Source organism: Herminiimonas aquatilis (assembly GCF_042665175.1).
GTDB classification, from domain to species: domain Bacteria; phylum Pseudomonadota; class Gammaproteobacteria; order Burkholderiales; family Burkholderiaceae_D; genus Oxalicibacterium; species Oxalicibacterium aquatilis.
Genome location: NZ_JBHTCC010000001.1, coordinates 1,119,377 through 1,131,430, shown reverse-complemented (window position 1 = coordinate 1,131,430; position 12,054 = coordinate 1,119,377). Strand labels below are relative to the sequence as shown.

Annotated in this window: 9 protein-coding genes; 6 read left to right on the top strand and 3 right to left on the bottom strand. The window is 53.2% G+C overall.

Going from position 1 to position 12,054, the window contains the following annotated elements; genetic code table 11:
* Position 1: 1 nt before the first annotated feature.
* Positions 2-892: an SMP-30/gluconolactonase/LRE family protein gene (locus ACFQO0_RS05180; RefSeq protein ID WP_382232954.1), complete on the bottom strand. Its 891-nt coding sequence runs from the start codon at positions 890-892 to the stop codon at positions 2-4.
* 69 nt (positions 893-961) lie between these two features.
* Between ACFQO0_RS05180 and ACFQO0_RS05175 the strand changes: the two genes are divergently transcribed.
* The 3 genes from ACFQO0_RS05175 to ACFQO0_RS05165 all read left to right on the top strand — a co-directional run bounded on the left by ACFQO0_RS05175 (position 962) and on the right by ACFQO0_RS05165 (position 4,731).
* Positions 962-1,927, top strand: a complete 966-nt coding sequence (locus ACFQO0_RS05175; protein WP_382232953.1) for an NAD(P)-dependent oxidoreductase — start codon at positions 962-964, stop codon at positions 1,925-1,927.
* Between the two features lie 119 nt (positions 1,928-2,046).
* On the top strand, positions 2,047-3,837 hold the full coding sequence (locus tag ACFQO0_RS05170; protein WP_382232952.1) for an ABC transporter ATP-binding protein/permease: 1,791 nt from the start codon (positions 2,047-2,049) through the stop codon (positions 3,835-3,837).
* 138 nt (positions 3,838-3,975) lie between these two features.
* On the top strand, positions 3,976-4,731 hold the full coding sequence (locus ACFQO0_RS05165) for a DUF3047 domain-containing protein (protein ID WP_382232951.1): 756 nt from the start codon (positions 3,976-3,978) through the stop codon (positions 4,729-4,731).
* 213 nt (positions 4,732-4,944) lie between these two features.
* Here ACFQO0_RS05165 and ACFQO0_RS05160 read toward each other — a convergent pair whose 3' ends face one another.
* The gene (locus ACFQO0_RS05160; protein WP_382232950.1) at positions 4,945-6,138 is read right to left on the bottom strand and encodes a M20 aminoacylase family protein; all 1,194 of its coding nucleotides are present in this window, start codon (positions 6,136-6,138) and stop codon (positions 4,945-4,947) included.
* 231 nt (positions 6,139-6,369) lie between these two features.
* Here ACFQO0_RS05160 and ACFQO0_RS05155 point away from each other — a divergent pair, with 231 nt between their 5' ends.
* Together ACFQO0_RS05155 and ACFQO0_RS05150 are read left to right on the top strand one after the other, a co-directional pair.
* Positions 6,370-7,515 (top strand): aminopeptidase, encoded by a 1,146-nt coding sequence (locus tag ACFQO0_RS05155; protein WP_382232949.1) that lies wholly within the window; start codon positions 6,370-6,372, stop codon positions 7,513-7,515.
* Positions 7,516-7,624: 109 nt separating this feature from the next.
* A complete protein-coding gene (locus ACFQO0_RS05150; RefSeq protein ID WP_382234029.1) occupies positions 7,625-9,307 on the top strand; it encodes a long-chain-fatty-acid--CoA ligase in 1,683 nt (560 codons plus the stop codon).
* Between the two features lie 106 nt (positions 9,308-9,413).
* Here ACFQO0_RS05150 and ACFQO0_RS05145 read toward each other — a convergent pair whose 3' ends face one another.
* Positions 9,414-9,830: an acyl-CoA thioesterase gene (locus tag ACFQO0_RS05145; RefSeq protein ID WP_382232948.1), complete on the bottom strand. Its 417-nt coding sequence runs from the start codon at positions 9,828-9,830 to the stop codon at positions 9,414-9,416.
* Between the two features lie 180 nt (positions 9,831-10,010).
* Between ACFQO0_RS05145 and ACFQO0_RS05140 the strand changes: the two genes are divergently transcribed.
* The gene (locus ACFQO0_RS05140; protein WP_382232947.1) at positions 10,011-11,876 is read left to right on the top strand and encodes an ABCB family ABC transporter ATP-binding protein/permease; all 1,866 of its coding nucleotides are present in this window, start codon (positions 10,011-10,013) and stop codon (positions 11,874-11,876) included.
* Positions 11,877-12,054: the final 178 nt, after the last annotated feature.

The following is a 12,054-nucleotide window of genomic DNA, read 5'->3' as shown; positions in this document are numbered from 1 at the left end:
CTCACGGAAGATAGACGTGTTCGGCTAGCCCCGGCACATCGACGCGCATGCTCAAGACACAGCCGGACAGCGGGTACTGTTGTAGTTCGGCAGCAGACCGGTTCTTGCTGACTGTGGTGATGTACAAAGTGCGCATATCCTCGCCACCAAACGCCATCATGGTCGGGCAGCGCACCGGCAATGCAATTTCCGCGAGCAACTCGCCGGTGGGTGCAAGACGCACGAGCCGGCCGCCTTCATACATCGCAGACCAATACGCGCCTTCGCTATCAACCGCAGCGCCATCGGGCCGACCGCCGTAATTATGGGTTTTGTCGGTTGAGAATTGCTTCAGCAATCGGCTGCCGCCCAGCACGCCTGTCGCAACATCGAATTCATAGGCGTGGATGCGATGTGAAGTGGTGTCAGCGTGATACAAGGTTTTGTTGTCCGGGCTGAATGCAACACCGTTCGACACGGTTGCTCGTTTTCCGCTATCGCGGATCGCGCCATGCTCTATGCAATACAAGGCAGCATGCGGATGATCGCGTGGCTCGTAAATACTGCCCACCCACAAACGCCCGGCAGCATCGCAACGGCCATCGTTAAAACGCGTGCTTGCTTGATCATACGGCGCATCGGCCAGTTTGCTGAGCTCACCGCTAACCGTATCCAGCAACGCCATACCAGAGCGCAACGCAACGATCAGGCCGCCTGTCGCATTGATTGCGATACACCCGGGTTCGGATGGCATGGGCCAATTGCGATGCGCGCCGCTGACTGGATCGTAGCGATGTACCGAGCAGCCATCGATGTCTATCCAGTACAACGCGGCTTCCTGCACATGCCAAAGTGGGCATTCGCCTAACTGCATGGGTGTGTTCAGGATGGCGCGTATCTTTTCCGTCGACATGGCTGTTGCTTTTTGTGGGGAGAATGCGCCATTATGCAGTGAAAATATGAGCAATAAGGAGTTTGAAGCATGACGCAGTTTGATTTACATCGGTCTCCAACGGAGCCGAAAACGGAGCTTGCAACCGAGCTGACCACGAAACCAGTAGTTGCCTTTCTTGGCATAGGCTTGATGGGCAAGCCCATGGCTAGCCGTTTGCTGCAGGCGGGCTACACGGTCATCGCATGGAATCGCACGCGCAGCAAGGCAGATGAGCTCGTGTCGCTGGGCGCAAAAGTGGAAGAACACGTTGCCGATGCGGTATCCGCTGCAGATATCGTTATCACGATGCTGGAAGCTGGCCCTATCGTTGCGCAAGTGATTGCCGCAGCATTGCCGGGTTTGCGCCCCGGCGCATTGCTGATTGACATGAGCTCCACACGGCAGTCCGAAGCACAGGATGCGCATGCTTTACTCGCCCAACATGGCGCGCGCTTTATCGATGCGCCAGTTTCTGGTGGTGTGGTCGGTGCGCAAGCCGGATCGCTGGCCATCATGGCTGGCGGCCGTGCGGAAGATTTTGCCGAGGTGGAAGCCGTATTGACAGTGATGGGACGTCCTACGCTGGTCGGTCCTGCCGGTTGCGGCCAGATTGCCAAACTGTGCAATCAATTGATCGTAGGCGGCACCTTGAATATTGTGGCCGAGGCTTTGTTGTTGGCGCAAGCCGGTGGCGCTGATCCTACTGCGGTACGTGCGGCAATCCGTGGCGGTTTTGCAGAAAGCCGTATTCTGGAAGTTCATGGCCAGCGTATGCTGGAACGCAACTTCATGCCTGGCGGTCAGGTCAAGAGCCAGTTCAAGGATCTGGAAAATGTGTTGATCGCGGCTGCCAATGCCGGATTGCGTTTGCCGGTGACAGAACTGGTAACGGAAAATTATCAACGTGTATTGCAGCAGGCACCTCAGGCAGATCAATCTGCGGTCCTGTTGGCACTTGAACAAAACAATCCTGGCCAGCGCCTCGGCAGCATTGAGGATCAATTGCCGGGATAAACTTGAAACGAGATTTGAAATAAAGTTTGAAATCGTGAACCGTCAGTGAAAACGCACAGATTGCCTGTGCGTTTTTCTCATGCGTTTTCCTTCATTCCTTTTCTTCACGCGATCCACGCATGCACACGACTCCTCTGCCGCAAGAACGTATCCATAGACGCCAGGTCTGGCGCTTGATTCAACCGTATTGGGTTTCTGAAGAAAAATGGAAAGCCCGCGGCCTGCTGCTGGCAATCGTCGCGCTCGCATTGGGGATGGTATATCTGGAAGTACTGTTCAATGCTTGGAATCGCGATTTCTATAACGCACTGGAGACCAAGAACTATACGGTTTTCAAGGACCAGCTTTGGCGCTTTTCCTACCTGGCATTTTCTTTCATCGCGATTGCCGTCTACCGTATTTATCTGACGCAGTCTTTGCAGATGCGCTGGCGCGAGTGGATGACGACGCAGTACATGGCGCGCTGGCTAAAGCATCAAGCGTATTACAGGATTGAGCAAAAGCAATCTGCAGATAATCCTGATCAGCGCATAGCCGAGGATTTGAATCTGCTGTGTAGCGGTGCCTTGTCGCTGTCACTTGGTTTGTTGTCCAGCGTGGTGACCTTGCTGTCCTTCGTGGGCATACTGTGGTCGGTCAGCGGACCTATTTCTTTCATGCTGTCCTCTCAGGAAATCACGATTCCCGGCTACATGGTCTGGTTTGCAGTTGCCTATGCATTGGCGGGATCGTTGGCAGTTGGCTGGGTAGGTCGGCCCCTGGTTGCAAAGAACTTCATGCAGCAGCGCTTTGAAGCGGATTTCCGTTTTGATCTGATACGTGTACGGGAAAATGCAGAAGCAGTCGCTCTATATCACGGCGAAGCGCAAGAGAAAGCGCAGTTGCATGGGCGTTTCCAGCGCATACGCGACAATTGGTGGGGCATTATGCGTACCACCAAGATGTTGAATCTGGTGTCGACTTTTTATTCGCAGTTCGCCGTTATCTTCCCTTTCCTGATGGCCGCACCGCGCTATTTTTCCGGTGCGATTACCCTCGGTGGATTGATGCAGATCAGTTCTGCCTTCGGCCAGGTGCAAGGCGCATTGTCATGGTTCGTATCCGCCTTTAGCGATCTGGCGGAATGGAAGGCGAGCGTCAATCGTCTTGCAGGCTTTCATGCAGCGTTGGATGATGTCGATGTCGAGGACGACGGTATCGCCGTTTCGGTGAATAACGTCGGTGCGATTCTGCTGGATCGCTTGCAGTTGAGTGTGCCTGATGGACATGCATTGGCTGCGGTATCGGCGATGGATATTCAAATGGGTCAGCACATAATTGTGACCGGGCCTTCCGGTTGCGGCAAATCGACATTGGTGCGCGCGATTGCCGGTATCTGGCCTTACGGTAGCGGCAGTATCGAAATCCCGCAAAACTGGAAGCTGCTTTTCCTGCCGCAAAAAAGTTATCTACCCATCGGCTCTTTACGTGCGGCCGTGGCCTATCCAGCAAGTGAGATGAGCTATACGGATTTGGCCATTCATCATTACTTCGACTTGTGCAATTTGCCGCATTTGAAACCGCTGCTGGATCACGCCGACAACTGGGGGCAACGCCTGTCGCCGGGCGAGCAGCAACGGGTCGCTTTTGTACGTGCATTGTTGACGCGCCCGGATGGTCTGTTCCTGGATGAGGCGACCAGCGCACTGGATACGGAAGCAGAAGAACTTGTTTATCAATTAATCATGCAGGAACTGCCAGAGTCATTGATACTCAGTATTGCGCACCGCGAGAGTGTGGTGAAGCATCACAAGATACGCTGGCAGTTTGTTGCGAATGCGCATGCCAGCACGTTTGGTGTACATGAAACTACGCACAGACAATATACAATTCAAAGCAGCAAAATCGGGAGCAAGTCGAGCGTTCGATAAATCGGGACAACTTAAGTGAGTTTGTCGTATGTCCATCATGACTATGAATACAAAAAAATGAAGTGGCTGTTACAGTCCAAAATTCTTCGGGCTATTTTTTGCGCTGCAATGCTGGCCGGGGTTGCCGCTTGCACGCACATGCCTGCATCGACGGCTGCGAGCGCGGCTGAACTGGACGACGAGAGCGTCATTGAAGAGGATGAGCAGATCGCCGCCTTCTCGGAAAATCAAAGTGATGTCTTGTCGCCCGAGTGGGAGCCCATGCTCTTCAATCGCAACAAGCGGCGTACCGAATACGCACTGGTTTCCGATCAAGGAAAGAAGGTTTTGCATGCGCGCGCGGCTAACGCCGCCTCCGGCTTGATGCAGCAACTGAGCATTGATCCGCTGCGAGATTCGCGCCTGACGTGGGAGTGGCGCATCAGTCGTCTGGTTGAATCAGCCGATAATCATGATCGCGCTCGTGAAGATGCCCCGGCCCGCATTATTCTCGGATTCGATGGCAACAAGGATGATTTACCGTTTGCAGATCAAATCATGTTTGAAACCGCGCGTGCCATTACCGGCCGCGAAATTCCGTATGCAACGTTGATGTACATCCGCGCCAGGAAGACACCGGTGGACACAGTCATTTCTAATGCGCGTACAGGTCGCGTAAAGATGATTGTGGTCGCGACGGGCAAAGATGGGGTGGGTGAGTGGCGTGCATTTTCACGTGATATCGCGGCTGATTACGAACGTGCGTTCGGCGAAAAGCCGGGTCGGTTGATAGCGGTCGGTGTGTTGACTGATACGGATAATACCGGTGAAACGGTAGAGGCCTGGTATCGTGATATCCAACTCACGCCAAGTGAAGAACTGTCCGATTTACAGGCATTGGACGATGCGCGCTAAGCCGTCTTTCCCCATCCTGATATTTTCGTTTTTCTGACCGCCTTGCAAGCGCGATATTGACGCTTGCAAGGCGGTCGATACAGGCACTGCGCAGGATCGGCAGCAGGGGGATATCCAGTTGCTTAGGACAAGCAGATTGTCGTGCTAAGGACCCAGGCTAATGCATTGCTGCGCCAGCGCAATGTTGGACGCAGCAATGCCGACGATAGCAATCTATTTTTGTCGTAGGAAGGTTTCCGCCAGGCGCACCCAGTAAGTCGCGCCGATAGGTAGCAAATCATCATTGAAATCATAACTTGGGTTGTGCAGATTGCAGGGGCCGAGTCCATGTCCTGCCGAACGGTGATCACCTTCGCCATTGCCGATAAAAACATAGCAGCCGGGTTTGTCTTGCAACATGTAGGCAAAGTCTTCGGCCCCCATGGTCGGCTCAACATTCGCATTGACCTTTTCGTCACCCACTATCGATTGCAATACTTCAACTGCAAATGCAGTTTCTTTTGCATGATTGATCAGTGGCGGGTAGTTGCGATGAAAGCGGAAATCGACTGTTGCATCAAAGGCTTCTGCCGTGTGCTCTGCAATTGCACGCATGCGGGTTTCGATCAAATCAAGCACCTTCAGATCGAAGGTGCGCACGGTGCCTATCAGCGAGGCATGGTCCGGAATCACATTGGTCGCACTACCGGCATGGATTTGTGTGATCGATAACACGGCAGCATCAATAGGACTCTTGTTGCGTGTGATGATGGTTTGCCAGCTTTGCGCAATCTGTACCGCGACCATGATCGGATCTACGCTTTTGTGCGGCTGTGCCGCGTGCGATCCCTTGCCGCTGACAATCACTTCAAACTCGTTACTGGATGCCATCATGGGACCGGTGGTCACGCCAAATTCACCGACCGGAATCCCGGGCCAGTTATGCATGCCAAACACGGCCTGCATCGGGCATTGCGTAAACAAGCCGTCATCTATCATGCGCTTCGCACCGCCGCCACCTTCTTCAGCCGGTTGAAAAATTACATATACGGTGCCGTCGAAACTCTTGTTGCGGGATAAGTAATGTGCGGCGCCCAGCAACATCGCGGTATGGCCGTCATGTCCGCACGCATGCATTTTTCCATCATTGCGCGATGCATGCGCGAAGGTGTTGATTTCCTGCATGGGGAGCGCGTCCATATCTGCGCGCAAGCCAATCGCGCGGTCACTGCTGCCGTTCTTGATGATGCCAACGACGCCGGTAACGCCCATGCCGCGCAAGATCGGGATGCCCCATTCAGTCAGTTTCTTTGCGACCAGATTTGCAGTTTCGCGCTCTTCAAAACACAGTTCCGGATTGGCATGAATCTCGCGACGTATGCGTTGTAATTCTTGGTGAAATTCGATGAGAGGGTCGATCAACTTCATACTGTCTCCACATTGTTACCGTGTGCCGGATGTCTGGGTTTGCGCGATTGCGCGCGTAGTTGTCTATCTTACGCCAACTCAAATCGTTGATGTTATTGTCCGGCTTTATCTAGCGCGAATGGGTATATGACCTGTAAGCGCGAGTGGAGGAAAAGTCATGCCAGAATGCTCGCGGCGACATGAATTGGCCACAAACACACAAGGTCATTTTTTAACAGATGGGCGGAATTGATGATGCGATTCGCAGCACTAACTGGTTTGTCGATGTCGGCTGTGCGTACTGTTCTAGTTTGTCTATGCTCAATGCTACTTGGCGGTTGCGCGCAATTGGGCTATTACGCGCAAGCAACGCACGGTCAGCTGTCACTCCTGTCTTCGGCAAAACCGATCGATGAGCTTTTGCTTGAGCCAGATCTGGATGACAAGCTCAGGCGGCGCCTGACAAAGGTAAGGCAGATACGCCAGTTTGCAGTTAGCGAGCTGGGCTTGCCCGACAATCCAAGTTATAAAAATTATGCCGATTTAGGGCGCTCGTTTGCGCTATGGAATGTCGTCGCCACTCCCGAGTTGTCATTGCACCCCTTGCAGTGGTGTTTTCCGGTTGCAGGTTGCGTTAGCTATCGCGGCTATTACAGCAAGGACGACGCACAGCAGTTTGCCGACAGGCTGCGCGCCGATGGTTATGATGTGCAGGTCATAGGCGTGCCGACTTATTCAACACTGGGCTGGTTCAATGATCCTGTTCTGTCGACCTTTATTCGGTATCCCGATGCTGAGCTGGCGCGCTTGATCTTTCATGAGCTGGCACATCAGGTCGTCTACGTAAAAGACGATACGCAATTCAATGAATCGTTTGCAACGGCGGTAGAGGAGGCTGGCGTTGAGCGCTGGTTTGCCTTGCATGGGGATGTCCATACAATGCGTCTTTACGCTGAATTCAAAGCGCGTCGAACAGAATTCCTTGATTTATTGCTGCGCTATCGCGCCATGCTCGTGGCCAATTACGCCAGCGGTACCCGCGACGATGAAAAACGTCGCCGCAAAGCAGAGATATTTAGCGACCTGCAGCGCGAGTATCAGATATTGAAAACCTCATGGCATGGGTTTGCCGGATATGATCGCTGGTTTTCTGAACCATTATCCAATGCGCATTTGGCGTCGATCGCAACTTATCATGAGTTGGTGCCAGGATTTGCCGCACTACTGCGTGGAAAAGGAAATTTCACTGATTTTTATCGCGCCGTGATTGCGCTTACGCTTACCGAAAAAGCGGACCGCCACAAGCAGCTGGCGGCTTTGGCCATCACCATGCCCTTGGCAGAGGATGGCAATCCTGATGAACCCCGGCAGGGGTTTGCATTCATTGCGCAGCCGTGACATGATTGTTTCAACGAGTAATATATAAATGCACGAGCCGCTTTGCAGCAAGAGTGCCGAACACGGGCCAACTCGAATGACAACTCAAACAACAGAGACAGAGGTGGAAATGGACAAGTTTTGGTTGCAGTCATATCCAGAAGGCGTGCCCGCCGAGATTGATTTCACTCAATACGATTCACTGGTGCAGTTGCTGGAAGAGTCGTTTCGCAAATACGCCGATCGTCATGCCTATGTCTGCATGGACAAGCGCATCACGTACGGTGAAGTTGATGCGCTATCGCAGAAGCTGGGCGCATGGCTGCAGAGTACCGGCATGCAAAAAGGCGCGCGCGTCGCGTTGATGATGCCGAACATTCTGCAATACCCGATAGCGATTGCGGCGGTTCTGCGTGCGGGTTATGTAGTGGTCAACGTCAATCCTTTGTACAAGCCACGCGAGCTGCAACATCAACTGGAAGATTCAGGCGCAGAGGCCATCATCATCCTGGAGAATTTCGCGACCACGCTGGAAAAAGTCATCGGCAGTACGCAGGTCAAGCATGTAGTGGTTGCGACGATGGGCGATATGTTGGGCGGCGTGAAAGGCGCTATCGTCAATTTTGTCGTGCGACACGTCAAGAAGATGGCGCCAGCGTTTTCGCTGCCGCAAGCAGTGGCCTTCAGTGAGGTACTGGCGCAAGCTTCCGGCATGAGCTTGCAAAAACCGGTGCTGGGCGCATATGACATCGCCTTCTTGCAATACACCGGCGGCACGACGGGTACGGCGAAAGGCGCGGTCCTGACGCATCGAAATATTGTCGCGAATGTATTGCAAAACGAAGCCTGGATCTGGCCTGTATTAAGCAAAGAGCCGCCGGGGAAAACTTTCAACTTCGTATGCGCGCTGCCGCTTTATCACATCTTCGCGCTGACGGCCTGCTGCATGCTGGGTACGCGACTCGGCGTGATGAATATCCTGATTCCGAATCCGCGCGATATTCCAGGATTGGTCAAAGAGTTGATGAAGTACAAGATCAACCTGCTGCCGGCGGTGAATACGCTATACAACGGCTTGCTGAATAATCCTGATTTTGCCAAAGTCGACTTTTCTGAACTGAAGCTCTGCAACGGTGGCGGCATGGCAGTGCAGAAGGTGGTCAATGACCGCTGGCGTGCAATTACCGGCGTTTCCATTATCGAAGGATACGGTTTGTCGGAAACCTCACCGGTCGCAGCCTCTAATCCTGCTGCCGCGACCGAGTTTTCCGGCACCATTGGTTTGCCGGTCTCTTCTACCGAAATAAAAATTATCGATGGTAGCGATAATGAGGTTGCCCTTGGTGTCGCCGGAGAGATTGCAATCCGTGGGCCGCAGGTGATGGCCGGCTACTGGAATAATCCGGTGGAAACAGCGCAATCGATGACGGCCGATGGTTTTTTCAAAACCGGCGACATCGGCATCATGGATGCGCGCGGCTATACCAAAATTGTCGATCGCAAAAAAGACATGATTCTGGTCTCCGGCTTCAATGTCTACCCGAGCGAAATCGAAAGCGTAGTGGCAGCGCATCCCGGTGTGCTGGAGTGCGCCTGCATAGGAGTGCCGGATGAGCATACGGGCGAGGCTGTGAAGCTGTTTGTTGTACGCAAGGATCCGAATCTGACGGAAGAAGATTTGCTGGCGTACTGCAAGGAAGAATTTACTGGTTACAAGAGGCCGCGATCCGTCGAGTTTCGTACTGAATTGCCGAAATCGAATGTCGGAAAAATATTGCGTCGTGAACTGCGTGACGAGTTGAAGTTGAGTTGATCAGCTTGCACCGTATGTGCTGGCGATATTTTTATAGGATGAAGGTATGACGCTCCCTTCATCCGCAATCTTGTTGTGCGATTGCAGATGAGACGGATATTGCCGCTTACTCGGTGGTCGTAATAGGCGGTGGCAATGGCCGTGGTTTGCGGTCATCGCTGGTCGCAACATAGGTCAGCGTCGCTTCGGTGACCTTGACGATTTCGACTTCCAGGCGATTGCGCTCCGCATAGCACTCCACATTCACGGTGATCGATGTATGGCCGACCTTGACGATGTCGGCATAGATGGACAGCAGGTCGCCGACGAATACCGGATGCTTGAATAAAAACGAATTCACCGCAATCGTGACGACGCGTCCATTTGCGCGACGTGTCGCGCATACGGCACCGGCCAGATCGACTTGTGCCATGATCCAGCCGCCAAACACGTCGCCATGCATATTGGAGTCGTGCGGCATGGGTACCACGCGCATTTGTGGAATCTTGCCCGCAGGCAGGTTTGTGTGGTGTTCGCTGGCCATATGTTCTCCCGTTCAGACGATTCTGGTCGCTTATGCTTACTCTGTGCTTACGCAGGGTTTCTGGGTCCAACTGGTGCACGGATACGAATGCAGGCGATATCGTCTTCTACCTGCGGTGCTTGGGGGATTCCCGCTACAATCCTGAATCTGAAGCATAACCCTCTGACGAAATTCCACTTCATGCGCCGTTCTTCGCCTTCTGCCGAGCCAGCTCCACCACCTACTGATCGCAATGATTGGGCCACGCTCAAGACCTTGATTCCGTATTTATGGACGTATAAGTGGCGCGTGGCATTGGCGCTATTGTTTCTGATTGCCGCAAAATTTGCCAACGTTGGCGTACCGCTGGTATTGAAGCGGTTGATCGATAGTCTGACCATCAATCCCGCCAGTCCGCAAGCCTTGCTGGTATTGCCGTTAGGGGTGTTGGTCGCCTACGGTTTGCTGCGCCTTTCGACGACCCTGTTCACCGAGTTGCGTGAATACACTTTCGCGAGAGTGACGCAACGTGCGGTGCGCACGATTGCATTGCAGGTCTTTCGCCATCTGCATTCGTTGTCGTTGCGCTTCCATCTGAATCGCCAGACCGGGGGCATGACGCGCGATATAGAGCGCGGCACACGCGGCATTTCATCACTGGTTTCGTACACGCTGTTCAGCATTCTGCCGACGCTGGTGGAAATTGTTTTGGTGTTGGGTTATCTGATTCTGCATTACGACATGTGGTTTTCGATTATCACGGCCGTGGCGCTGGTTAGTTATATCGCCTTTACAGTGATTGTGACCGAATGGCGCACGCATTTCCGTCGCACGATGAATGATCTGGATTCAAAGGCAAGTACCAAGGCCATCGATTCCCTGATCAATTATGAAACGGTCAAATATTTTGGCAATGAAGATTACGAAGCCAGGCGTTACGACGAAGGTCTGAAACATTACGAAAGCGCGGCGGTCAAATCGCAGACTTCCCTGTCGGTATTGAATACCGGCCAGTCCAGCATTATCGCTGTCGCTGTCACCCTGATTCTGTGGCGTGCTACTGCCGGCGTCATCGATGGCTCGATGACGCTAGGTGATCTGGTACTGGTGAATGCATTCATGATCCAGCTCTATATTCCCTTGAATTTTCTTGGCGTGATTTACCGCGAGATCAAGCAGAGTCTGGCGGACATGGAACGCCTGTTTGCGCTGCTGGACCAGAACAGGGAAATTGCCGACAAGCCGGATACGAAAGCGGTGGTGGTGCGGGGGGCAGAAGTGCGCTTCTCGCATGTCGAATTCAGTTATGAAGCCAAGCGGCAGATATTGTTCGATGTCGACTTCACGATTGAGGCCGGGACCACCACAGCTGTGGTTGGACATAGCGGGTCCGGCAAATCGACCTTGTCGCGTTTGCTGTTTCGCTTCTACGACGTGAATGCAGGAGCAATTCTGATTGATGGTCAGGATGTGCGAGATGTAACGCAGGCTTCCTTGCGGCAGACGATAGGGATCGTGCCGCAGGATACGGTGTTGTTCAACGATACGATCGAATACAACATCGCGTATGGCAAGCCAGGTGCGAGCAAGGACGACATTGTTGCGGCGGCCAAGTCGGCTTACATACACGACTTCATAGAATCGCTGCCGGATGGATATGCCACGATGGTCGGTGAACGCGGCTTGAAGTTATCCGGTGGAGAAAAGCAGCGGGTAGCCATTGCACGCACCCTGTTGAAGCATCCGGCCATTTTGATTTTTGACGAAGCGACTTCGGCACTCGATTCCAAAGCCGAGCAGGCAATTCAGGCGCAGTTGAAGGAGATCGCGAGGGATAGAACCACGCTCGTCATTGCGCATCGTTTGTCGACGATAGTGGATGCTGCGCAGATACTGGTGCTGGATCACGGTCGCATCGTCGAGCGCGGCACGCATGCGCAATTGCTGATGGCAGACGGCGCTTATGCACAGATGTGGCAACGGCAGCAAGCGCGTCAGGAGGTGCCGGTTTCTTCGCCGCTTGAACGCGACGACATCGACGGCACGGCTCAAACGGATGCGTGGTAACGTGCAGTTCGTCAAATATCATGAAACTTTGAATATGGAAGTCGCAACTATCTATCGATAATGGCGATCGTTATTCTTCTATAGATAAGCCATCTTGGCGCAATTGCACGCGAATGTTATTCTTCGATTCAGTGCTTCAGTGCTTGATTGACGCGAGTCCCAATGTAATGCAGCCCTC

Coding starts and splice junctions, on each gene's coding strand:
- ACFQO0_RS05180 (WP_382232954.1), bottom strand. CDS start 892: ATGTCGACGGAAAAGATACGCGCCATCCTGAACACACCCATGCAGTTA.
- ACFQO0_RS05175 (WP_382232953.1), top strand. CDS start 962: ATGACGCAGTTTGATTTACATCGGTCTCCAACGGAGCCGAAAACGGAG.
- ACFQO0_RS05170 (WP_382232952.1), top strand. CDS start 2,047: ATGCACACGACTCCTCTGCCGCAAGAACGTATCCATAGACGCCAGGTC.
- ACFQO0_RS05165 (WP_382232951.1), top strand. CDS start 3,976: ATGCCTGCATCGACGGCTGCGAGCGCGGCTGAACTGGACGACGAGAGC.
- ACFQO0_RS05160 (WP_382232950.1), bottom strand. CDS start 6,138: ATGAAGTTGATCGACCCTCTCATCGAATTTCACCAAGAATTACAACGC.
- ACFQO0_RS05155 (WP_382232949.1), top strand. CDS start 6,370: ATGATGCGATTCGCAGCACTAACTGGTTTGTCGATGTCGGCTGTGCGT.
- ACFQO0_RS05150 (WP_382234029.1), top strand. CDS start 7,625: ATGGACAAGTTTTGGTTGCAGTCATATCCAGAAGGCGTGCCCGCCGAG.
- ACFQO0_RS05145 (WP_382232948.1), bottom strand. CDS start 9,830: ATGGCCAGCGAACACCACACAAACCTGCCTGCGGGCAAGATTCCACAA.
- ACFQO0_RS05140 (WP_382232947.1), top strand. CDS start 10,011: ATGCGCCGTTCTTCGCCTTCTGCCGAGCCAGCTCCACCACCTACTGAT.